Here is a 23,331-nt window from a genome sequence, read left to right as displayed (position 1 = left end):
CGCTTTCTACCCCCCCAAAAAAAAACATGACTGCCCCGCGAATCCTCGGACTCCTCGCCGTGCACCTCACGGCGTCCATGCTTGTCGCCGCGGAGCCCGCCCCGGTTCCGCCGCTCCCCGCGCCTACTCCCGGCGCGTTCGCCACTTCGTCCGCAGGATGGATCGATCTCCTTGACGGCCTCGATCTCTCCGCCTGGCAGCGCGCGCGTTATCCCGCCACGAAACCAATGGGGGAAGCCGATCCGTGGAAGTGGGACGCCGCCACCGGCATCCTGCGCTGCGAAGGGGCTGGCATTCACGAGATGCTGCTGCACCGCACGCCGCGCGGCGACGGGATCTTCCACGTCGAGTTTCGTTATATCGGGTCTCCGGCGAAACCAAACTCCGGCGTCTTCGTCCGCACGCTGACCGATGCGTCCACGTGGTATCAGGCGCAGCTCGCGCCGTCCGGGCTTGGAATGCTTTTCGGTCAGATCTCCGGCCAAGGTCCGAAACCCGCGCGACTCAGCGCCGGCGGACGTCACCCCGAGCTGCTCCGTCCCGCCGGCGAGTGGAACACCGTCGAGATCACCTGCCGCGGTTCCACGTTGATCCTTTGGATCAACGGCCGCGTCGCCGCCCAGACGGACGCCTGCACCACCGCCATCGGACACGTCGGCCTCGAGGCTGAGTTCAATCCGGTCGAGTTCCGCCACCTCAAGTTCAAGCCGCTCCCGTGAACGTTTTTCACCGTAACCCCACCCTCCGCTTTTCAACCCAACCCTGCACCTATGACCACCAAGCCACTCGTCCCACGCGAGCGCGCCGCGGCGCGCCGCCACCTCATCTCGCCTCAGTCGTTTCATCTCACTTCCCGATAAATCCAGCCTCAAACCAGAACAACCCATGAACCCCATGCACCCCCGACACGGTCTATCCTTAGGCGCGAGCGCCCTGCTCCTTGCTTTAGGCGCATTCTCCCCATCCTTCGCGCTCGCTCAACCGCGAACAGGAACTTCATCCGATGAAGTCATCACCCTGGAAGACTTCCAGATCACGGCCGAGGGGCTGGAGAACACCTATATCGCCACCGAGGCGATCGCTGGCACTCGCACCGGCGACAAGATCATCGACATCCCGTTTTCGATTCAGGTTTTCACGGAGGATTTCGTTAACGATTTCCAGCTCTTCAACGACGACGACCTGCTCGCCTACGTCTCCGCCGCCACCACCAACACCGGCACGTCCACGGGCATTCGCGTCCGCGGCTTCAACGCCCTCGTCACCCGCGACGGTTTCCAATACGCGATGCCGGGCACTCCGTCCAACACGCTGCAAACGGAAATCATCAAGGGGCCGCTCTCCACGCTCTACGGACGGGCCACTCCGGGCGGCATCATCAACAAAACCTCCCGCCGGCCGACGCTGAAGCCGAAGCACACCGCTTCCGCCACCTACGGCACGGATAACTTCCTCCGCTACAACGCGACGAGCTCGGGTCCCTTGATCAAGGACAAGCTGTATTATCTCGCCTATGCGGAATATCAACGCGCCAAGCCCGCTCACGAGAACTATATAGATGGAAACGAGAAGCTCTATTTCGGCCTCTCCTTCCTCTACAAGTTCGCCGAGAAGACCTCCCTTTCCGCCACGTTCGAATACCAGCCCGAGAGCACGCAGGACTCCGCCGGCGGCATCATCCTTCTTCCCCCGACCGGTGCGGGCGCTTCGTTCCCCGCCGATGTTCCCTATATCACCGGCAACCCGGCGAAGGGCATCCGTCACTGGCAGGGCGTGGGCGACTATTCCGCCTATGGTCCGCAGAACGGCCGCGAGGCCGACTACTACGGCCTCAACCTCCTCTTCGAACATCGCATCAGCCAGGCGCTGTCTTTCCGCGCCGCCTTCCAGACCTACTCGAAGGTGACCGACAAGGATCGCTGGTCCGGCGGTGACCAATATCGTTACTCGCCCACCGGCATCTACGCCGGCACCAATGACCGCCGGCCCTTCCGTCAGCACCAGGACGAGAAGAACTATGCCGGGCAGATGGATCTCCTCGCGAAGTTCAAAACCAACAACGTGACGCATCGGATCCTCGCCGCCGTCGATTCCGCCTTCTTCACCCGCGACGATCTCCAGCTCCTCGGCGCCTACACCGCCAATGGCACCGGGCCCGACAAGCTGCCGACCAGCTTTGCCGGCCGGCGCCTCTCCCTCGGGCGCGTGGCCGGACAGTGGAGCGACGAACCGGTCAACGCCGGCGGCTATGGCGTTTACGATTTCGACAATATTCGCACGCGGAACGCCGACTACACCTGGGAAAAATTCACGGCGGGCGCGCTGCTCAGCTACCGTGCCTCGATGCTCGACGACAAGCTCGCCACGATGGCCAGCGGACGCGTCGATTATTACGATGACCTCTACGACAACGGCCGGATGAACCGCGCCTCCGGCACTCTCTCGGACACCGCGTTCACCTATTCCTTCGGCACGAACTACAAGATCCTCGGCGAGAAACTTCTCGTCTATGCCAGCATCAGCACGGGCTTCGAACCCAGCAGCACGGTGGACGATGGCATCGACGCTCTCGTTCCTCCCGAGGAAAGCTTCGGTTACGAAGCCGGCTTCAAGGGCAATATCAACGAGGGCAAAGCCGGATATACTATTTCCTTCTATGCCATCGATCTCGATAACGTCCGCAGCGCCAACCCGGACTTCATCGCGGCCGGACAGGGCATCCCGCGCTACAGCCTCAACAGCAAGAATTCGGCAACGGGAATCGATGCGAACAGCTTCATCAAGCCGTTCCCCAATCTGACGATTCAGGCTGCGCTCGGCTATACGGATTCCAACACCGACCGGGCTGACGACAGTTTTGCTCTCGGCCAGCCGCTCCAATACGTCGCCAAATGGAACGGCTCCCTCACCGTCCGCTACGAGATTCCCGAATTGCGGATCACCACCGGCGTCGGCGTGCGCGCGCAGAGCGAGTATCTGGTTAACTACGAGACCGCCACGATCAATTCCGTGTGGCGTCCGGGCCTGGCTCTCGCCGACTGCTTTATCAACTACAAGTGGAAGTGGGGACGGACCGTCAACAAGATGTCCATCAACCTGCGCAATATCACCAACGAGAAATATTATACCAACACCGGCCGTCTGAATTACGGCTTCGAAAGCCGGTTCACCTACAGCCTCAACTTCTAAAGCGACCTTGGATCCCACAACGCCGGCGCGTGAAGACGCCCGGCGTTGTGGGAAACCGCTTCCCTCGTCGGTGCGAAGATTCATCCGACGCAGCGACCTCTGAAAGGCTGGCGACGTCCGGACGACATCCGCGCCGCCGCCCCGTTTGGCCACGATCACCCCGAAGACGGCCCGTTCAAACGAATCTCGCGATGCGTTTCCTGCTTCTGCTCATCGGCTTCTTTTCGGCTGCACTCGCCGCCGCTGCCGCACCGGCGCGGTTCATCTCCGCCCTCGAGGCCGGACGGCCGCAGCATGTCGTCATTTTCGGCACCAGCCTCAGCAAAAGCGGCGCGTGGGTTCCTCAGCTCGAAACAACGCTGAACACCCGCTTCCCCGGTCTTGTCACCCTTACCAATGGCGCCAAGGGCGGCCAGAGCTCCGCCTGGGGCGCCGCGCACGTCGACTCCAACGTCATCGCGCACCGGCCCGATGTCGTGTTCGTCGAGTTCGCCATCAACGACGCCGTCGTCCGCTTCCATCTTTCGCTCGAACAGGTTCGCGCCAACGTCGCGCACATCCTCGACCGCATCGCCACGGCGTTGCCCGATTGCGAGATCATCCTGCAGGTGATGAACCCCGCGGTCGGTCATCCGCCCGGCCACCCCAGCGAACGCCACGATCAAGACGCGTATCAACAAATCTACCGCGACGCCGCTCGCGACCGCGGTCTGCTGCTCATCGATCACTCGATTGCTTGGAACGCGTTGCTGACCGCCGAGGGCGCGGCCGGCTTCAAGCGCTACGTCCCCGACGGCGTGCACCCGAACGCCGACGGCTACGCCCGCTTCGTCCTCCCGACAATTCTGCGCGCGATCGGACTTCCTTCTTCCTCATCGAACGACAAGACCGCCGCCATCACCGCTTCCTCGAACACCGAGGAAACCGACGTCCTGATCTACGGCGGCACCGCTGGTGGCGCGATGGCCGCGATCCAGGTCGCGCGGCTCGGACGGCGCGTGATTCTGCTCGAGCCCAGCCGCCACCTCGGCGGTCTCACCACCGGCGGGCTCGGGGCGACCGACGCCGGTCATCGCTACACCGTCGGCGGCATCGCGCGCGAATTCTACCGGCGCATCTTCGATCACTACCGCAATCCCGACGCCTGGAAATACGAGTCGCGCGACGCCTATCTGCCCAAGCATCCGCTGATCGCGACCGAGCCGCTCCAGCTCCAATGGTTTTTCGAGCCCCACGTCGCCACCCGGATTCTCCAGGCCATGCTGGCTGAGTCGAAGGTCGACGTCCGGCTCGGCGCCGCCCTCGCTCGACCCGCCGGTGTTGAAAAGAAGGATACGGAAATCGTCGCTCTCACTACGACGGACGGCCGACGTTTCCGCGCCCGGACTTTCATCGATGCCACCTACGAAGGCGATCTGTTCGCCGCCGCCGGTGCGCCCTTCCGCATCGGACGCGAGCCCAATTCGCTTTATGGCGAAACGCTGAACGGCGTGCAGCTCGCGCCCGCGGAACGCACCGCTCACGTCAGTCCCTTTCGCATCGCCGGCGATCCCGCCAGCGGACTCCTGCCGCGCATTCTCGCCTCGCACGGCACCAACGGCGAGGGCGACGACCAGACGCAAGCCTTCAACTTCCGCCTGTGCCTCACCGACGTCCCGGAAAACCGCGTGCCGATCGCCCGCCCCGACCGCTACGATCCGCTCAATTACGAAGTGATCCTGCGCCACATCCTGGGCCGGCCCGGCATCCGCCTCAACCAGGTCTACTCGTTGACCCCGATGCCGAACCGGAAGACGGACACGAACAACCGCGTCTATTTCTCCACGGACTTCGTCGGCGGCAGCCACACGTGGGCGGAAGCCACCGACGCCGAACGCGCGGAGATCTGGCGGGAACATCGCGATTACCAGCTCGGGCTGCTTTGGTTCCTGGCTCACGATCCACGCGTGCCCGAGTCGCTCCGCCACGACGCCGCGGCATGGGGTCTCGCCCGCGACGAGTTCGTCGATACCGCTCACTGGCCGCCCGCACTTTACGTCCGTGAGGCTCGCCGACTCATCGGCGATTACGTGGTCACCGAACTCGACTGCACCGGCCAGCGCGCCGCGGCGGATCCGGTCACCCTCGGATCCTACGCCATGGATTCTCACGTCGTGAACTACGTGGTCGATGCCGACGGCCGCCTGCGCGTCGACGGCTGGGTTTCGAAATCCTCGAAACCTTACGGCATCAGCTATCGCGCGCTGCTCCCACCGCGCACCGCCGTTTCCAACCTGCTGGTCTCGGTCTGCGTTTCCTCCAGCCACGTCGCCTACGGCTCGCTGCGCATGGAGCCCGTATTCATGAATCTAGGACAAGCCGCCGCCACCGCCGCCGTCCTGGCGCTCGAGCGCGGCGTCGCGCTGCACGACCTGCCTTACCCCACGCTGCGCGGCCGGCTCGAAGCCGACGGCCAGATCTTCGATGCGGCCGCGGCCCGGCGGGAACTCGAAGCCGCACGCAAGGCCGCCGCCCCTTCCTCCTGAGGTTATGCTTCCTCCCCCACCCCGCCCCACCCGCCGCGAGTTCATCCAGCTCTCGCTGCTCGCCGCCGCCGGCGTCGCGCTCCCGCGCCTCGGTCGCGCCGTTCCCACCTCGACGCCACTTTCCCGAACGCCGAAAGTCGTCGATCGCCCGCCCCGCATCGCGCTCATTGGCACGTCGGGCCGCGCCCAGAATACGATTCGCGATTTCCTCCAGCTCGACGTGGAAATCGCCGCGCTGTGCGATGTCGACGCCGCGCGGCTCGCGCGAGGGGTCGAGCTCGCATCGCCGAAGTTTCCCCACGCCCACCGTTACGCGGACTACCGCGAGCTGATCGAAAAGGAGCCGGATCTCGACGGCGTCGTGGTGACGACGCCGGACCACATGCACGCGCCGATCAGCCTGCTCGCGATGTCGCGCGGACTGCACGTGTTCTGTGAAAAGCCGCTCACCCGCACCGTCGCCGAAGCACGCTGGATGCGCGATTTTGCCCGCCAAGCGGGCGTCGTCACGCAGATGGGCACGCAGAGCAGCGCGTCGGAATCGCTCCGCCGCGGCATCGAGTTGATCCAGGCGGGCGTCCTCGGCCAGGTGCGCGAAGTGCACATCTGGACCGACCGCAGCTCGCGTTTGCCGAAGGAGCCGCCGCGACACGAGCCGCCGCCCGGTCTCGCGTGGGATACCTGGCTGGGCGTCGCTGCGGAACGCGAGTTCAACTCCTACTATCATCCGTTCCGCTGGCGCTGGTGGCAGGATTTCGGCTGCGGCCCGCTCGGCGACATGGGATGCCATCTCACGAACCTGTCGTTCCGCGCGCTCGACCTCGCGGCGCCTTCCGAGATCGACGTCGTTTTCAGCGATCCGTTCGCCCCCGGCCTGTTTCCCGCGAGCGCGCGCCTCGACTATCGTTTCCCGGCCCGCGGCCCGCTCGCGCCACTGACGCTCTCCTGGTATGAAGGCGGTCGCACGCCCGATCCGGCCTTGCTCGAATCGCTTGGCATTCCGGCCCAGTTCGGCAGCAAGATCCCCTCCAACAACAAGCTCATCGTCGGCGACCGCGGTATCCTTTATGGCGATACCTATATCAAGCTGCACGGCGAGCCCCGGTTCAACGGCATCCTGAAGCACGAGGCCTGCACCGCCGTTCCCGTCACGCTGCCGCGCAATCGCGAGCAGGGCACCAGCGGTCATTACAACGAGTGGGTGCAAGCCTGTCGCGGACGCGGCACGACGTTCACCGGCTTCGACCTCGCCGCCGCCCAGACCGAGATGGTCCTGCTCGGCACCGTCGCGCTCAAGCTCGGCCGCCGCATTCGCTGGGACGCCGCGACGATGTCCGTGCCGGGTGAGCCGTCCGCCGCCGCACTGCTGCGTCCGAGCTATCGTTCCGGCTTCACCGTCGCTGCCCGCGAACTCCCCGCCCTTCCTGTTCAATCGTGACCGCGCAACCCTCCACCCCAGGCATGAACCGCCGCACTTTTATCCAAACCGCCGCCGTCGCCGCGCTCGCCGCCAGCATTCCCGGCCTCCGCGCGCAGCCCGCGTCCGCTCCGCGTTTCCGCAACCTCATCTCTCCCGCGCGCAAACTTCGGATCGCCGGCATCGGCGTCGGCGGCAAAGGCTCGACCGACCTGCTCAATTGCGCCGATGAGGACATCGTCGCGTTGTGCGACGTCGACTTCAAGCAGGGCAGCGCGTCCTTTCTGCGCTGGCCGCACGTGCCGCGCTTTCGCGACTACCGGCAGTTGTTCGACGAGATGAGCGATGACTTCGACGCCGTCACCGTCTCGACGACGGATCACATGCATTTCCCGATCGCGATGATGGCGATGGAACGCGGCAAACACGTGTTCGTGCAGAAACCGCTTTCGCACACCATCGGTGAAGCGCGCGCCTTGAAGGCCGCCGCGTTGCGCACCGGCGTCGTTACGCAGATGGGCAACCAGGGCCAGGCCGGCGAAGGCGCGCGGCTTGCCAAGGAATGGATCGAGGCCGGCGTCATCGGCCACGTCCGAGAAATTTATTGTTGGGACCAGCGCCCCGTCTGGCCGCAGGGTATTCCGCTGCCGAAACCGGTGAAAGAGATTCCGGCCACCCTCGACTGGAATCTCTGGCTCGGCGTCGCGCCTGAACGCGATTACAGCCCATTGCTCGCGCCGTTCAAATGGCGCGGTTTCTGGGACTACGGTTGCGGCGCACTCGGCGACATGGGCTGCCACCTGCTCAACGCCCCGTTCTGGGCTCTCGATCTGCGCGGCAATGTCCGCGTCTCCGCCGAGAGCGAAGGCAACAGCGAGGTCTCCGCGCCGAAATGGTCCGTCGTCACCTTCGACTTCCCCGCGCGCAATGGCCGTCCGCCCGTAAAACTGATCTGGTCCGACGGCGGAAAGCAGCCTCCCGTCCCGAAGGAACTCGGCCCCAACGCCACGCTGCCCAAAGGCGGCGTCATCTACTACGGGGACAACGGCGTCATCATGGACGGCACCAACTATGGCAGCTCGCCGCGCCTCATTCCGGAGGAAAGAATGCGCGCGTTCACCGACCGCCCGCCGAAGCGACTCCCGCGCGTGCCCGGTGGCATCATGAAAGACTGGATACAGGCCTGCAAGGGCGGCACCGCGCCCTGCTCCAACTTCATCGATCACGCCGCCGACCTCACGGAAATGATCCTGCTCGGCAACCTCGCGATCCGCGCCGGCCAGCCGATCGAGTGGGACGCCGCCCGCGGCGTCTGCGCGAACCTCCCCTCCGCGTCCCGCTTCATCCAAAAAAATTACCGCGTGTTCTGATTCCCCATGAAACGCCTTCTTTCGCTCACCCTTTTTCTTGGCGCGCTGCTGCTGGCCGGCTGTCACCAGGCCGGCGCCACCCGCTCGGCTGACGTTCACGACCACCAGATCGAACTCGGCGTCCAAGCGTGGACCTTCAACCGCGGGACGTTCGCCGAGGCCGTCGACAAAACCGCCGCGCTCGGCGTTCGTTATATCCAAGCTTACCCGCGTCAGAAGATCGGCGGCGGTATCGACGGCACGATGGTGCCGTCGATGGACGCCGCGACCCGCGCCCGGGTGCTCGCGCTCCTCAAGGCCAAAGGCGTGACGCTGACGAGTTTCGGCGTCGTGCGGGCCGAAAACGAGGACGAGTGGCGCCAGATCTTCTCGTTCGCGCAAGCGATGGGCCTGCGCGACATCGCCTGCGAACCGCCCAAGGCGAAATGGGGCGAGGTCTTTCCCGTGCTCGACCGCCTGTCGCGTGACTACGGCGTCGCGGTCACGATTCACAACCACCCGAATCCCCACAATCCGCCCGCCGACGTCGTGGCCGCGCTCGCGCCCTACGGTAAACACATGGGGTTCTGCGGCGACACGGGCCACTGGGCGCGTTCCGGTTTCGATCCCGTCGACTGCCTGCGCGCCGCCGAAGGCCGTCTGATTTCGCTTCATTTCAAGGATCTCACCGAGATCGCGCGTCCCGCGCACGACGTGCCCTGGGGCACGGGCGCGAGCAACGCCGCCGGCCAGCTCGCCGAACTCCGGCGCCAGGGTTTTCGCGGCATCGTTTATGTGGAATACGAACACCGCACGCCGCAGCTCGAGGCGGAGGTCGCGCGCAGTGTGGAATTCTTCCGTCGCGCCGAGAAAGCTTCGGACGCCGACTTGATCGCCGGTCGCGTGCCTCCGCCGGGTTTCTCGCGCGACACCCGCGAACTCAACCAACGCGGCGCCGGCGCAGAATCGGCCCGCTGGGCGCCCGCCGCCCCACTGTTCGCGCCCGATCTGAGCAACGCCGAGTTCAAGCCCGGTTCCTGGGCCTGGGAAAACGGCGTGCTCATCGCTAAGGGCGGCGGCGATCTCTGGACGCGCGAGAGCTACGGCAATTTCGCCGTTCATCTCGAATTCAAGACCCGTGCGGGCGGCAACAGCGGCCTCTTCCTTCGCTGCGACGACACCGTCAACTGGCTGCACCACGCGATCGAGGTGCAGATTCTCCAAGGTGAGGCCGACGACGACAAACATCTCGCCGGCGCGATCTTCGACTGCCTCGCCCCCGCGCGAAAAACCGGGATCGTGCCGGACCGCTGGCACCGGCTCACCGCCATCTGTCGTGCCAACCGCATCACCGTCATCATTGATGGCGACACGGTCACCGAGATGAATCTCGACCAGTGGAAAACCGCTGGCCGCAACCCGGACGGCACGCCCAACAAGTTCGAGACAGCCTACCGCGATATGGCGCGTTCCGGTCGCATCGGCCTCCAATACCACGGCTCGCCGATCTCGTTCCGCAATCTCGCCGTCGAGCGACTCTGAGCCGGCGTCGCTGGCCGCAGTCGTCGTTCGTTTACCTTCGCCCGGGTCCCGCCGGTGCGCGGGCCTCTCATGCTGCGCACCCGCTGGGCGATGCCCCACGCTTCCAACTTTCTTCATGCCATTCCCCTGCTCCTTCCGTGCGCTGGCGCCGCTGTTGTGCGCACTTCTGTATCCACAAATCCACGCCACACCCGTCGACGTCACGATCCGCACCGTGCGCGAGCAGATGCGTTTCGATGTGAAGGAATTCAAGGTGCCCGTCGGCAGTCGCGTGCGTCTGCATTTCCAAAACGAGGACTCGCTGCCGCACAACGTCCTCATCTGCCTGCCACGCGAGGTCTGCGAACCGAACGCCTCCGAAGACAACGGTCTGGAAGTCGCGCAAGCCGCCTGGGCGCTCGGGGCCGATGGTCCCGCGCAACAGTGGATTCCGAAACATCCGCGGGTCTTCGTCGCGACGTCGATGCTCGACGGCGGGCGCGATGAAACCATCGAGTTCGACGCCCCGACGCGCGCAGGACGCTATCCGTTCGTGTGCACGTTTCCCGGCCACGCGATGCTCATGTTCGGCACGATGCACGTGCAGGCCGATGTCGCCGGGCTGCGCGACCTCCGCTACACGATGTTTCGCACCGGCGCGCTAAAGGCATTTCCCGATTTCGACGCGATTCGCGCTCACGCGATCCAGTCGGGGACGTTGCCCGACGGCCTCATCGACGCGACGCCCGTCGCGATCGCGGATCACTATGCGATGGAATTCACCGCCACCCTGCCGGTGGCGGCTGACGGCGACTACATGTTCAGCCTCGCCGCCGACAAGGGCACGCAGCTCTTCATCGACGGCACGCTCGTCGTCGATCACCGCACCGGTCACTCCGCGCGCGCGATCAAGTCCGGCACGGTTCCGCTCCGCGCCGGCGACCGCAAGATCGTGATGCGCTACTGGCACCAGCTCGGCGACGATCCCGAAGTTTCGCTCGTGTGGAGCGGTCCTGGTTTCGAGGAACACGCGCTCTCGCGCCTCAATCTCGTCGAGCGCAAACGGCAGAACGACGGCGACCGGCTCGAGGGCATGCAGCTTCGCCCCGATCACGAACCGATCGTCTACCGCAACTATCTCGCCGGTATCCCGCACGGCGGTTTCGCCGTCGGCTTTCCCGGCGGTGCGAACTTCTCGTGGAATCCCGAGACCTGCAGCGTCAGCTCTCTGTGGGCCGGCGATTTCCTCGACGTGAAAGCCCATCGCGTGTCCCGCGGCATCGGCGCGATCAAGCCCGCCGGTTTCGATGTCGTGCGGCTCCCGCCCATACCAGGTTTTCTCGAGGACACGTCCGCGCCGACACCACCCGAGGTTCGGTTTCTCGGACATCGTTTCGACGCCCAGCGCGCGCCGGTTTTCCGCTATCGTTTCCGCGATTCCATCGTCGAGGAATTCTGGACCTCCAGCGGCGAGGTGACGAAGGACAACCTTGTCCTCACCCGCACCGTGCATCTGAAGAATCCGAGACGCGCCACGAGCGAACTCTGGCTACGCCTCGCCGCTCACCGCCGACTCTCGCTCACGCCGGAAGGGCTATCTCTCGACGAGCGGATGCGCCTCACCGTTTCAGGCGGCAAGATCGAGCTTCGCGAGGAACGCGGCACCCCGCAGGCCGTCGTGCGTGTGCCGATCCGTGACGGACGCGCCGCGCTCACCGTCGAATACCGCTGGCTCTCCACCTCGGCCAAGGCGGCAGCCGCTCACGCTCACTGATTCTCATGCGCTCCTTTCGTTTCCTCCCCGCTTTGCTTGCACTCGCCGCGACCGCCGACGCCCAGCCGGCCGACCTGCCGAAGACCGTTCATCGCGTCACCGCTGCGCCCTACGATTCCGATCTGCGGCGGGAGCGCGAGTTCTACGAGGTGTCTCCGTATTCGTTTTCTGATGACAGGGTGCTGGAAGGCGCCGGCATCGACGTGCTCCCGGACCGTCGCCTGGTCATTTCGACGCGCCGCGGCGAGCTCTGGCTCGTGGACGACGCGTTCGCAGAGGATTTCAACCGCGCGCGGTTCACACTTTTCGCGACCGATCTCCACGAGCCCTTGAGCGTGTTCTGGCGGGACGGCTGGTTCTACGTCACCGAACGCAGCGGCATCACGCGTCTGCGCGATGTCGATGGCGACGGTCGGGCCGACGAATCCGAGGTCCTCACGGACCAGTTTGGGAATTCGGGCAACTTTCACGAATACGCGTTCAGCTCGCGGCCGGACCGCGAAGGCAACATCTGGGCCGCGCTCTGCCTCACCGGCGCGAGCAGCAGCCCGGTGCCCTGGCGCGGCTGGGTGCTGCGCGTCACTCCGGACGGCCGGATCCTCCCGACCGCCGCAGGGGTGCGCTCGCCCGGCGGCGTCGGCTTCAATGCCGACGGCGACGTTTTCTACACCGACAACCAGGGCGACTGGAACGGCACCTCCTCTTTGAAACATCTCGCGCCCGGTTCATTTCAGGGCGCGCCGCCGAGCCTCGCGTGGTGGGATCGCGCTGGCCCGGAACTCGGTGCGAAACCGCTGACGCCATCGACCGGCCGGATCCTCACCGACCATCTCGCCGATCCAAAATTCCTCCCGCCGGCCGTGCTGATTCCGCACAATCGCGCGGGCCGTTCGCCAACGGCGATCGCGTTCGATACCAGCGGAAAATTCGGTCCTTTCGGCCCGCAGCTTTTCGTGGCCGAGCACACGTTCTCGCAGATCACTCGGATCGCACTCGAAAAAGTGAACGGCCTTTACCAGGGCGCCGTGTTTCCCTTTTTCAGCGGACTTCAAAGCGGCCCGATCGGCATGGTCTTCGGCCCCGACGGCTCGCTCTTCGTCACCGGATCGGCGCGTGGCTGGGGCGCAAAGGGCGGCAAGGCTTTTCATTTCGAGCGCATCCGCTGGCGGGGACAGATTCCGTTCGAACCGCTCGAGATTCGCGCGCAGCCGGATGGCTTCGTCGTGTCGTTCACACAACCCGTCGATCCGATCTCGGCCGCCAATCCGGACTCGTATGCGATGGAAGCGTGGACCTATCTCCACAGCGAAGCCTATGGCAGCGAGGAACTGGATCGCGTGATCCCGACGGTCATGCAAGCGATCGTGTCCGTCGACCGTCGCAGTGTGCGTCTCGTCGTTTCTCCCCTCACGCGCGGGCATGTGCACGAACTCCGCCTCGACGGCGTGCGCAGCGCCGATGGCGCGACGCTTGTCCACCCGATCGGCTGGTATACGCTCAACGAAATCCCCGTCCGCTAATCGCAGACGATGTATCTTGCGCCACTCATTCCTTCAGCGCGCCGCTGGTCAACCCCTTCACAAACGGCCGCGTCATGAACAGGAACAGGATCAACAGCGGCAGCGACGCCATCAAATAAGCGGCCATCAATTTGCCCGGTTCGAACTTCAGATCCTGCTCGAACACCAGAAACGCCAGGCCGAGCGGCAGCGTGCGCAACGACTCCGACTGCACTGTCAGCAGCGGCCAGATGTAATTATTCCAGGACGCGAGCAGGTTGAGGATCGCGACCGTGCTGAACACCGGCACCGAGAGCGGCACCACCACGTGCCACAACACCCGCAGCTCGCTCGCGCCGTCGATCCGCGCGGCGTCGAAAAGATCGCGCGGCAGCTCGTCGAAAAACGAACGCAATAGCAGAATCGCGAGCGGCAGCGCGCCGGCGGTCTGCGGCAGCACGAGGCCCCAGACCGTGTCGAGCAAACCCAGCTCGCGGCTGACGAGAAACAGCGGCACGAGCAACAGCGCGCTCGGAATCATCAACGCGAGCAGGAGCGTGCCGAACAACGTCTTTTGTCCGGGAAACCGGAACCGGCTGAACGCATACGCCGCGAGCGCCGCGCAGACCAGCGTCAGCACGCAGACCGCCGCGCTCACCGCGATGCTGTTGCCGAGATACTGCACGGTCGCGCGCAGACCGAACCAGTAGTTTTCCCAGCGAAACGGCGACGGCCATGCCCAGAAACTCAGCGTCAGCTGGCCGAGGTCCTTCGCCGACATCACCGCCATGATCGCAAACGGCAGCGCCGTGAGCAGCGCGAGGATCGCGAGCAGACCGTGGAGCAGCCATTGCCGCGAAACGCCCGCGCGGTTCACGACTGCCTCCTTCCCGCCCACCGCACGAGCAGCGTCAGCGCCGCACACAATGCGAGCAGCACGACGCCGAGCGCGCTCGCATAACCGAGCTGCCCGAACTCGAAACCCGAGCGAAACAGATACAGCGCCGGAGTCAGCGAGGCATTCATCGGCCCGCCGTTCGTGAGGATCTGGATGTTGTCGAAATTCTGCAGCACGCCGAGCAGCGACAGCAGCGCGATGACGCCGATCTGCGTTCGCAGCATCGGCAGCTCCACGCTCGCGAACAACCGCAGCGCGCCCGCGCCGTCGAGCTTCGCCGCCTCGACCAGCGAAGGCGGAATCGACAGGAATCCCGCCAGGTAAATCAGGAGAAACACGCCGCCCGTGAACGGCAGGCCGATCGCCACGATCGCCGGCACCACCGTCGCCGGATCGCCCAGCCACGCGCGCGCGTGTTCGCCGAGTCCCACCGCGTCGAGCAGCACGTTGATCGGCCCCGACGCCCCATACAGCTCCTGCCAAACGAGAATCGTCACCACGCCCGGCACGAGCACGGGGAACACGAGCAGCGTGCGATACCAATACGCCGCGCGCGGCGAGCGGAGCGTGTAGAGCAGCTTCGCCCCGAACAGCGGCCCGAGCGTCTGCACCGGCACGGTCAGCAGCGCGAACCACAGCAGGTTGCGAATCGATTTCCAGAACAGCGGATCGTCGATCAGCTGGCGAAAATTCTCCGTTCCCACCCACTGCCGCATCGCCAGACCGTCCGTGCGGAAAAACGCCAGCGCCAGCGCCGAGAGCGCCGGCAGCACCACGAAAAGTCCGAAGAAGGCCAGCGCCGGCAGCAGGAAACCCGCAGCGCGCCAACGCTCCGATCGGTCGGTTGCAAACGTCATATTCACGGTCGGAAGCCCTCCGGGAGTTGCTGCTGCAGAAACGTCCGGTCCAACTGGGCGGCCTTTTCCTGCGAGAGGCGAAACAGCGCCGCGCGGTGCGACGCGCCCAGCCGCCGCACGAACTCATCTTCATCGATCAGGCCGCCGAGCAATCCCTGCCAGAGATTCCAGAACTCGCCTTCGCTGCGCGCATCGTAGCCGCGAAACTGCGCGAGAGTGAGAAACGCGTAGCGAACCTTCGGCACGAGCGGCTCGGCGCCGGGTTTCGGCGCCACTTCCGGCATCGCCGGCAGATCATAGACCGCAGTGCGCCCAAACGATTCCGCGGCCACCGCCGGCGCCGTGAGAAAGCGCACGAGATCGATCGCACGCCGCTCGCGGTCGGGATCGTCCGGCCGCCGCGGCACGATGAAACACGCACGCAAGCCGGAGTTTTGGTTGATGCCACCGAGACGCGGCAGCGGCGTGCTCTGCGCCGTCAGTTCCGGAAACGGAAACACGGCCCACGGAAACACGCGCTCGGGCGCGATCTCCGCGATGCCCCGCTGCATCGCCGTCAACGGTCGCAGATACCAGGTGCCGTTCAGAAAGTGCACCGACTGCCCGCGCGCGAAAACCCGCGGCACTTCCTCGCCATCGAGGCTCAAAAAATCCGGCCGGAATTCCGCCGCGAGCCGCCGTATCAGCCGCGCCGTCTCTCGAAACGCCGGGGCCCGCGCAGGATCGATCAAGCCGCGGTCGAATGCCACCAGCCGCTCCTCCAGCGTGATCACCTCGCCGCGCGTGCACTCCGGATCTAGCGCGTCGAATTTCCAACCCGCGCGCGTTTGCACGTTCACCTGCTCCGCCACCGGCCGCAGCAGCAGTTCGAGGATCATGTCGGCCATCCACAGCGACTGGTGATCGTTGGGTTTCACGGCCGTGACCAAGGCGCTGCGTCCCGACGCCCGCACCGCGGCGAAGTTGGCCAGCAACTCCTCCCACGTGCGCGGCGGCGACAACCCGAGTTCGTCGTAAACGGCGCGATTGTAGAAAAAGCCGACGCCATACTGCGTGTAAGGCACGCACCAGATCGCGCCCGCCGCATCGCGAGTCTGATGAATCAGCTCGTTTTGAAACGTGTCGATCCATGGGCGCGACGCGTGCGCCCCGTCGTAGTGATTTGGCTGCGACAGCCACGCATCCCAGCGCACCAGCAGGCCGGAATGACCATAGCGCCACGGCAGATCCGTGCTCTCCACCAGCAGCACGTCCGGCGCACTGCGGCTGAGAATCTGCGTGCGAATCCACAACTCGTGCGCCGAATACGGCACCGCCTGCGCCTCGACAGACCAACCGGTTTTCGCCGCAAACTCCGGTAACACCGCCCGAATCCCCGGCAGCAGGTCCTCGTGAATCGACACCACCGTCAGCTGCCCGCGCTCACCGGCACCGGTTTCCGCCCAAGTCGACCCGACTTCCACCCCCAGGGCGATGAACAGCACCCCCACGCGGGCCCAATACCGACGCAACTTCCTCTCTGGGAGGGCCTCCGGGAATGGATCGTAAAGGCTCGCCCACCGGTCGCGCGCCGGCTTGAGCTGCAATTTGGGGATTAAATTTCGTGGGGCAAAGGGCATTACCGTTACTGGTATATGTCGGCCTATATTTTTCACTGCCGCGCACTTTTTCTGTCAATGCCCTTCGCGCCCACCCGTGAAAAACCTGAACCGTCTTTTTGTCGGAGCGAGAGTTCACCGCTCACCGGACAATCGCGTCACAATCCTCGTCGTGCCCGCCGACGCGTTAATTCGTCGCGGATCGCCGGTTCGAGTCGCTCGTAGCTTCGGTAGCCAAGGACCGGAATCAGGCTCAGCAGCAGAAAGCCCGACGGCAGCCAGACGACGCAGAGCTCGATCGCCGACAAGACCGCTTCCGGTTGCACGCCGCCTGGCCGGTATCCGCTCGCCGCCATGATCCAGCCGGGCAACGCGCCACCGAGCCCCGCGCCTGCTTTCAAACTGAACGCCGCCCCGATCGCGGTCAGCAGTCCCGCGGCCCGCACGCCCGTCTTCCATTCGCCGTAATCCACACTCTCCGCGAGCAGCGAAAACGGCATCGCCATCGCCACGCCGCTCGCGAGGAAACCCAGCGCCCAGCCGCTCATCACCCAGAGCAAAGACTGATCCTGACGCAGGCCGATCAGCAGGATCAATTGACCGGCGATCATTCCCGCGAGTCCCAGGCTCCAAGCGGTCGTTTTCGAGGTCGTGCGGCAAAGCCACGGCAGGAGGAAAACGCTCGCGAGCGAGATGAAATCGAGGCCGTTGGCGAGGGGGATGAGATCCTTTCGTTGCAGCGTGTATTCAAAAAACCAGGGCGCCGCCGACACGCGCGCAATGAACGCCACCCAGAAAAAGAGACTGCTCGCGAAGATGATCAGCCACGGCCGGTTGCCGCGCAGCGCCCGAAACCCTGCCCACACCCGCGTCGCCGGAGCGACCGGGACGACTTCGCGGAGATTGCGAAACGCGACGAGATACAAGACCACCGAGCCCGCCGCATAAAACGGCATGGCCAGCATGAAGCCGCGTCGGTCGTCCCCGCCGCCGAGCCAGCCGACCAGCGGCAGCGCACTGAGGTTCACGATCAGCACGCCGAGCTTCGAGCCATACATTCGCCAGCACGTGAGCGTGACGCGCTCGCGCGGCTCGGACGTCAGCGCCCCGAGGATCGACGTCACCGGAGTGTTGATACCGGTATACAGGACGCTCACGACCACATAGGTCGCCGCCGCATACGCGATCTTCGCGACGGACCCGAGTTCCGGCGTCAGAAACGTCAGCACGCCAAACAGCGCAAAGGGTCCGCAGAGCCAGAGAAACCACGGGCGACTTCTCCCCCAGCGGCTGCGCGTGCGCTCGAAAACGATCCCCCACAACGGCGCGTCGAGCGCATCGACCAGGCGTGCGACCAACAAAATCGTGCCCGCCGTCGCCGCCGAGAGACCGTAAACGTCGGTATAAAAATACAGCAGATAAAACGAGATGAAGCAGAAGACGAGTTGACCCGCGACGTCGCTCGCCGCGTAGCTCGCGCGGGTCGTGAGCGTCGTGCGTGTCACCGTTTCGCTCATGCGCCACGCTCGTCCGCCAGCGCTTCCAGTCCGTGTCGCGCGAGGACTGCGCGCACCTTCACTGCCGCGCCCGTCTGCGTCGCCTCCTCCATCGCCTGCAGCAGCGCCACCGTCACCATACCCTCACGCACGTCGGGTAACGGCTGCCGTTCCTCCGCCAGACAACGCGCGAAATACTCGATGTAGTTTTGGTATTCGCCGGCGTGATGCGAGTGGCCGCCGAACCGGAAAAAATACTCGTCCTGGTCCTCAAAGGTTTCGATCGCCGACTGCTCGTCGGTTTTCCACGCGTAGCGCAGATCGTAATAGTCCGCCTGCGAAGCGCCCAACGCTCCGCGGAGCACGCAGCTCATGTTGCTGTCGCGCGCGTTCGGCGTCACCGGCGCCGAATACGTTCCGCTCACGCGCGCGATGCGACCCGACGCGCTGCGGAAGATGAAATGAAACGTGTCGTCGTGCACGAGCCCGAGGCGCCGGCCGTTCTCGCTCAGGCGCCCATAACCCATCACTTCCGCCACGTCCGGCAGATACCAGCGAATGAAATCCGCCGGATGACTCAGCCCGCCGTAAAGCCATTTGAACGCGTCCGTCTTCGCCCAGCCCTTGGCGAGAAACCAGCGGTGATCGGCGTTGTAATACGCTTCGACCGAGTTCAATTCGCCCAACGCGCCCGACTCGAAATGCTCGCGCTGCCGCACGAAGGACGCGAAGAACCGCGAGCTTTGTCCAACCATCACACGCCGACCCGACCGATCGGCCGCGGCGAGCACGTCGGCCGCACGATCCAACCGGTCGAGAAACGGTTTCGTGCAGATGACGTGCTTGCCCGCCGCCAGAATCCGCAACACGTGCTCCGCATGCAGATGGTCCGGCGTGTAAATGCCCACCACATCGACCGCCGGATCGGCGAGCATCGCATCGAGCGACGACGTGAAGCACGCCGCATCGAGTCCAAACTCCGCGCAGCGCTCCCGGCCGAGCGTCGTGTTGAGATCGCAGAGCCGGACCACGCGCCAGAGCGGACTGCGCAGTCCCGCCGAGATGATGCTGCGTCCTTCTCCCAGTCCGAGCACACCGAGTCCGAGCGGTTTCATCGTCAAAATGCGACCGCGGTCAGGCCGCGACGCCGTCGATCGCGAACAGGAATCCCGTGGCCGTGGCAAAACGTCCGCCCTGTGTCGCTGTGTAAAGATATGCCGGCCGGCCATCGCGCATCAGCAGTTGCGGCCGTTCGAGCCGGCCAAACCGGTTCAGGTGCCGCGGTGGCGGCGGCTCGTTCGCATAAGCCTTCAGCGGCTCGTAGGCGATCGTGGGTTCGCTCCAGGCGATGCCGTCATGCGAATCCAAATACAGACCGACCTCGTGGCTGAACACGCCCATGTCGCGCATCACCGCGCGGTAGCGGTCGCCTTGCCGCCAGATGTAGGCGTCCTCGCACTGGCGGTTCTCGCCGCGCCCGGAAAAATCGATGAGCGGATTGTGCGGATGACGCCGATACGGGCCCTCGAGCTTGTCCGCGATCGCGAGCCCGTATTTCCGGTTGCCGCGCACCGGCGGCCCGCCGGCTTCATACTCGGCGGTGTTCCACGACTTGTAGTAGAGCCAGAACTCTCCGCCCGGATGCTGCAGTAGCGACGGATTCGTCGTGCAGTGATCGTCCCACGCTCCGGCCGGACCGGGCTCGAGCAGCGGCGACTCGCTGCGCGTCCATGGGCCGTCGAGTGACGCGGACAACGCGAGCCCGATGCGCTTCGTATCCGTCCGGCCATTGCGGTTGCCCATGTAAAACAGCGCGTAGCGGTCGCCCACTTTTTGAATGTGGGGATTGTGACACGTGGTCGCGTCCCAGTGCGGCGCGCCCCGCGGCGCGAGCACGACACCAGTCACTTCGTAAGGTCCTTCCGGCTTCGGCGCCACGGCGTGGGCGATCTCCGACGAATTGATCCAGCCGCCCATCCCCTTCGCCGCCGGCCAGCGGGAGAAAAACACATGCACGCGTCCGTCCGGCCCGAAGATCGGCGCCTGACACCAGACGTAATATCCTTCCAGCTCGAGAATCCGGCCCAGCGGGCGAAGCCGTCGGGCGAAGTCCGATCGCGCAATCGTGTCGGTGGAGTTGTCCGCTCCGAGCGCGCGCGTAGCTGCCAGCAGGAGCGGCAACGACGCCAGTCCCGTGACAAAGGAGCGGCGCGTAAGTGACAGTTCATCGAACTTCATAAAGAGGGATAGGGTAACGCGCAGACGAGCTGGCAGCATAGCGTCGGGAACGCTCCGCCTCTACTCGCGCGGTGGTGAAAAGTGTCGGTTTCCTAAGTCGCACGGAGGCTCCTTCACCTGACGCTGAACTCCACTACTCGGAGCGCGGAAACGCCGCGGCCGTCGCCTCCAGGAGATCGCGAAATGCCGGCTCCAATCCCGCGGCGGCCTTGATCTTCGCACTCACTTGCGGGCCGTTGTTGGTCCAGACATTGCCCGGCCCGTTCGCATTCTGCAGGAAGCGTGCCTCGGGGCACCAGTTGTCGCGCACCGTGATGAACGCCGAGCCTTCGTCCGTGTAGAGATAGAACCAGTGCTCGGGATCGTGCACGTAAGGGCTCATGTTTATGCTGTGCACGACGTTCTCGCTCACGACGGTGCCCGGCTGATTCGAGAGCGTGTAGATGCCGGCACTGTCGGCGGTGCGCGTCGCCACATAATGAATACGATTCGCGTGCACGAGATTGTTGCGCATCGCATTCGCCGTCCGCGTCCAGCCCCAGCCGAGGCTGATCCCGGTGTAGGAGGTGTGATTGATCTCGTTGTGAACGATCGCGGTGTCCCGCACGAATCCCGCGATCACCGCGACGCCGCCCCAGTCCTCGTTGGCGATGTCGGTCAGCAGATTGTTCGCGATGCGCACCTCCGCCGTGACTTCGCGCTCGTCCGACGGATCATAAGGCAGGTGTGCCTCGAATCCGCCTTCCGGAAAATATCCGGCAACGAGGCCGTTGATCCCGACGTCGCGGAATACGCAGCCTTCCACCGTCGCCCGTTGCACGCCGGTCGAGAGATCGAGGCCACTCGCCGCGAGGTGCTCGAATCGGCAGCGCTGAAAACTCACGTCCTGCGCCCCCCGCACCGTCACCGCCGCCGGCGGACGCCCGATCCACGCCTGATTGTCCAGGCTGCGCCAGTCAGGCGTGCCCTTCGGCCTCAGCGAATACGCTTCCAGCAAATAGAATCCGGCCTGCAAAGGCACGTGACCCGCCAGCGTCGGTCGCAGCCACGTCGTATGCATCATCTCGATACACGTAATCGCCACCTGCCGCACCGGCCGGTCCAGTGTGCCGGCAAGCTCGATCAGCGTCTCCGCGCCCGGCACCACGACCGCGTCGCGGGAAAGATCTTCGTCCTCGCGCGGCCAGTAATACAACCAGCCCGCCTTCGGATCGGCGAACCACTCGCCGGGCGCATCGAGAAACTCGAGCGCGTTCGCGAGAAAGAACGGCGCGTTTCCGGTCGCGTCTCCCATCGGCGGTTGCGGCCAGGGATGCTCGAATTGAATGCGGCTCTCGGGCTCGTGAAACGTCACGTCAATGCGCTCCGCCGTGCGCATCTGCGACTGCAATCGCAGCACCGCGATTTCCCATGCCTGCAGCATCACCATCTCGACGCCGTCCAGCCGCGCCGGCAGCGGCGCGGAGGCCGGCAGTCCGGCGACGCGCGCGGTGCGATCCCAGGCGGTCAGGCGCTCCATCGCTTCTCCATTCGGCCAGCGGGCGCGCACCGCCTTGCGTCCGTCGACCCACAGTTGGCGAAACTCAAGTCTCCGTCCGTTGAATACAGGAATCGGCGCCCGCCAGACGCGGCCTTCCGCGGCGGTCTTCAATCCTGGCGGCGCGTTCTCCACGCGTTGCCAGTCCCGCACTTCGACCCCGCCGGAAAACACCACCCGCTCGCCGGGCGCGGCTGCGATTTTCGTCGGTGCGTCCGGCGTGCCGCTGTCCTCCGGACGAATCCGCAGCGGTTCATGGAAGCGATACGTTCCGCCCTTCAGGAGGATTGTGACGCCGCGCTTCGCCGCAAGGTCGTGGAGGCGCCGCAGCTCGCGCGCCTTCCGCAGCGCGGCGGCCGGCGTTGCGAGCGGTCGATCGGCCGCACCGCTCGCGGTGTCGGCGCCGTCCGGCGAAACCCAGATCTCCGCCGCGGCTGCGCTCGCAACTAACGCCGCCGCCACGAGAATCTGCCGCCAGAACCGCCAAAACGAAAGGAACGATGGCAGCTTCATCCGTGACGCTCGTGTTCGCGACGATACTGCCGCGGCGTGCAACCGCAGGCGCGGCGAAATGCTTCGTTGAACCGGCTGATCGAGTTGAAGCCCGACTCGAAGGCGACATTCACGATCTTGTCGTCGGTCGTCGCGAGCAATCGCTGGGCGTGGGAGATCCGGTGATGCATGAGGTAGTCAAGCAGCGTGGTCCCAAAGGCTTTTTTAAAAAGACCCATCGCGTAGTTCGGATGCAGACCGACGCTGCGACCGATTTCCGTGACGGTAAGTTCCTCGGTGTAGCGCTGCCCGATCACGCACGCGATCTGCTCGACCTTGCTCAACTCTCCGCTTTGCAGGCTCGCGACCGCGCCTTTGCGCGCATTCGCCACCGTGGCCGGCGCGCCGGCCGGCAGCACGACAATCATCCGCCGCAGCCGGGCTTCGATCTCGAGCATCACGATGTGGCGCAGCTCCTCCTCGGAGTTCTGCAGGTCTTCCTCCCAGCGGGAAAACAGGTCCTCGTCCCGCGTCGCATTCGCGTCGGTGCGTTCCTGCAGCACTTCGCCGCGCAGCAACGGCTGCACGAAACGGTCCGCCAGTTTGCACTGCAGAAACCATGCGAGGGGAATCGTCACCACGAAGTATTCGGTCCCTGGATCGAACTCGACGATCTGGTGCGGAATCGCCGCCCAAAACACATTCAGCGACGGCGCCTCGAGGCGCACCTTCCGCCCGCCGAGGAGATACGTCACCGAGCCGCTCACGAGCAGGTTGAGCTCGATCTCGTTGTGATGGTCGGGCCGGCGCATCGGCGCAGGACGCCAGTGCACACAGGCAAATCCATACGGTGAAAAGTCCGGGCGATTGGGATCGAAGGAGACGTAGGGCACGAACTAGGAAAGGGGAAAACCAGACCGGCAGGCGGGGGCGTTGTTCGG

16 protein-coding genes are annotated in these 23,331 nt (G+C 65.0%); 8 read left to right on the top strand and 8 right to left on the bottom strand.

Translation table 11 applies throughout. The annotated features are described in order from the left end of the window. Window positions 1-26 precede the first annotated feature (26 nt). From AC6RV7_RS13205 to AC6RV7_RS13170, 8 genes are all read left to right on the top strand, one after another. On the top strand, window positions 27-719 hold the full coding sequence (locus AC6RV7_RS13205; protein WP_500094469.1) for a 3-keto-disaccharide hydrolase: 693 nt from the start codon (window positions 27-29) through the stop codon (window positions 717-719). A gap of 166 nt (window positions 720-885) precedes the next feature. Beyond that, window positions 886-3,189, top strand: a complete 2,304-nt coding sequence (locus tag AC6RV7_RS13200) for a TonB-dependent siderophore receptor (protein WP_500094468.1) — start codon at window positions 886-888, stop codon at window positions 3,187-3,189. A gap of 191 nt (window positions 3,190-3,380) precedes the next feature. Continuing rightward, window positions 3,381-5,714, top strand: coding sequence for an FAD-dependent oxidoreductase (locus tag AC6RV7_RS13195; RefSeq protein WP_500094467.1), 2,334 nt, complete (start codon window positions 3,381-3,383; stop codon window positions 5,712-5,714). 4 nt (window positions 5,715-5,718) lie between these two features. Next, the gene (locus AC6RV7_RS13190) at window positions 5,719-7,152 is read left to right on the top strand and encodes a Gfo/Idh/MocA family protein (protein WP_500094466.1); all 1,434 of its coding nucleotides are present in this window, start codon (window positions 5,719-5,721) and stop codon (window positions 7,150-7,152) included. 23 nt (window positions 7,153-7,175) lie between these two features. Beyond that, window positions 7,176-8,501, top strand: coding sequence for a Gfo/Idh/MocA family protein (locus AC6RV7_RS13185; RefSeq protein ID WP_500094465.1), 1,326 nt, complete (start codon window positions 7,176-7,178; stop codon window positions 8,499-8,501). A 6-nt stretch (window positions 8,502-8,507) separates the two neighbouring features. After that, window positions 8,508-10,022, top strand: coding sequence for a 3-keto-alpha-glucoside-1,2-lyase-like domain-containing protein (locus AC6RV7_RS13180; RefSeq protein WP_500094464.1), 1,515 nt, complete (start codon window positions 8,508-8,510; stop codon window positions 10,020-10,022). A gap of 115 nt (window positions 10,023-10,137) precedes the next feature. Next, window positions 10,138-11,775, top strand: coding sequence for a PA14 domain-containing protein (locus AC6RV7_RS13175; protein ID WP_500094463.1), 1,638 nt, complete (start codon window positions 10,138-10,140; stop codon window positions 11,773-11,775). Between the two features lie 5 nt (window positions 11,776-11,780). Further along, entirely contained in the window at window positions 11,781-13,295 is a 1,515-nt protein-coding gene (locus AC6RV7_RS13170) for a PQQ-dependent sugar dehydrogenase (RefSeq protein WP_500094462.1), read from the top strand. Window positions 13,296-13,320: 25 nt separating this feature from the next. Here the strand turns inward: AC6RV7_RS13170 and AC6RV7_RS13165 are convergent, their stop codons facing one another. The 8 genes from AC6RV7_RS13165 to AC6RV7_RS13130 all read right to left on the bottom strand — a co-directional run bounded on the left by AC6RV7_RS13165 (window position 13,321) and on the right by AC6RV7_RS13130 (window position 23,283). After that, the gene (locus tag AC6RV7_RS13165; protein WP_500094461.1) at window positions 13,321-14,151 is read right to left on the bottom strand and encodes a carbohydrate ABC transporter permease; all 831 of its coding nucleotides are present in this window, start codon (window positions 14,149-14,151) and stop codon (window positions 13,321-13,323) included. Then, entirely contained in the window at window positions 14,148-15,029 is an 882-nt protein-coding gene (locus AC6RV7_RS13160; RefSeq protein ID WP_500094460.1) for a carbohydrate ABC transporter permease, read from the bottom strand. Before AC6RV7_RS13160 ends, AC6RV7_RS13165 begins: the two co-directional genes overlap by 4 nt. 2 nt (window positions 15,030-15,031) lie before the next feature. Continuing rightward, window positions 15,032-16,615, bottom strand: a complete 1,584-nt coding sequence (locus AC6RV7_RS13155) for an ABC transporter substrate-binding protein (protein ID WP_500094459.1) — start codon at window positions 16,613-16,615, stop codon at window positions 15,032-15,034. Window positions 16,616-16,785: 170 nt separating this feature from the next. After that, entirely contained in the window at window positions 16,786-18,144 is a 1,359-nt protein-coding gene (locus AC6RV7_RS13150) for an MFS transporter (protein WP_500094458.1), read from the bottom strand. Beyond that, window positions 18,141-19,238 (bottom strand): Gfo/Idh/MocA family protein, encoded by a 1,098-nt coding sequence (locus AC6RV7_RS13145; protein WP_500094457.1) that lies wholly within the window; start codon window positions 19,236-19,238, stop codon window positions 18,141-18,143. The genes AC6RV7_RS13150 and AC6RV7_RS13145 overlap by 4 nt, the downstream gene beginning before the upstream one ends. 19 nt (window positions 19,239-19,257) lie before the next feature. Next, window positions 19,258-20,361: a glycoside hydrolase family protein gene (locus tag AC6RV7_RS13140; protein ID WP_500094456.1), complete on the bottom strand. Its 1,104-nt coding sequence runs from the start codon at window positions 20,359-20,361 to the stop codon at window positions 19,258-19,260. A gap of 133 nt (window positions 20,362-20,494) precedes the next feature. After that, complete coding sequence (locus AC6RV7_RS13135; protein WP_500094455.1) at window positions 20,495-22,411, bottom strand: right-handed parallel beta-helix repeat-containing protein; 1,917 nt, start codon at window positions 22,409-22,411, stop codon at window positions 20,495-20,497. Next, window positions 22,408-23,283, bottom strand: coding sequence for a helix-turn-helix domain-containing protein (locus tag AC6RV7_RS13130; RefSeq protein ID WP_500094454.1), 876 nt, complete (start codon window positions 23,281-23,283; stop codon window positions 22,408-22,410). The genes AC6RV7_RS13135 and AC6RV7_RS13130 overlap by 4 nt, the downstream gene beginning before the upstream one ends. Window positions 23,284-23,331: the final 48 nt, after the last annotated feature.

Source organism: Opitutus sp. sgz309028 (genome assembly GCF_059821195.1).
This window is presented reverse-complemented; position numbering and strand designations above follow the sequence as displayed.

Excerpts from the sequence above, each read along its gene's own strand:
- AC6RV7_RS13180 (WP_500094464.1), top strand. The coding sequence starts at position 8,508 with ATGAAACGCCTTCTTTCGCTCACCCTTTTTCTTGGCGCGCTGCTGCTG.
- AC6RV7_RS13160 (WP_500094460.1), bottom strand. The coding sequence starts at position 15,029 with ATGACGTTTGCAACCGACCGATCGGAGCGTTGGCGCGCTGCGGGTTTC.
- AC6RV7_RS13135 (WP_500094455.1), bottom strand. The coding sequence starts at position 22,411 with ATGAAGCTGCCATCGTTCCTTTCGTTTTGGCGGTTCTGGCGGCAGATT.
- AC6RV7_RS13205 (WP_500094469.1), top strand. The coding sequence starts at position 27 with ATGACTGCCCCGCGAATCCTCGGACTCCTCGCCGTGCACCTCACGGCG.
- AC6RV7_RS13170 (WP_500094462.1), top strand. The coding sequence starts at position 11,781 with ATGCGCTCCTTTCGTTTCCTCCCCGCTTTGCTTGCACTCGCCGCGACC.
- AC6RV7_RS13185 (WP_500094465.1), top strand. The coding sequence starts at position 7,176 with ATGAACCGCCGCACTTTTATCCAAACCGCCGCCGTCGCCGCGCTCGCC.
- AC6RV7_RS13140 (WP_500094456.1), bottom strand. The coding sequence starts at position 20,361 with ATGAAGTTCGATGAACTGTCACTTACGCGCCGCTCCTTTGTCACGGGA.
- AC6RV7_RS13190 (WP_500094466.1), top strand. The coding sequence starts at position 5,719 with ATGCTTCCTCCCCCACCCCGCCCCACCCGCCGCGAGTTCATCCAGCTC.
- AC6RV7_RS13145 (WP_500094457.1), bottom strand. The coding sequence starts at position 19,238 with ATGAAACCGCTCGGACTCGGTGTGCTCGGACTGGGAGAAGGACGCAGC.
- AC6RV7_RS13150 (WP_500094458.1), bottom strand. The coding sequence starts at position 18,144 with ATGAGCGAAACGGTGACACGCACGACGCTCACGACCCGCGCGAGCTAC.
- AC6RV7_RS13175 (WP_500094463.1), top strand. The coding sequence starts at position 10,138 with ATGCCATTCCCCTGCTCCTTCCGTGCGCTGGCGCCGCTGTTGTGCGCA.
- AC6RV7_RS13200 (WP_500094468.1), top strand. The coding sequence starts at position 886 with ATGAACCCCATGCACCCCCGACACGGTCTATCCTTAGGCGCGAGCGCC.
- AC6RV7_RS13195 (WP_500094467.1), top strand. The coding sequence starts at position 3,381 with ATGCGTTTCCTGCTTCTGCTCATCGGCTTCTTTTCGGCTGCACTCGCC.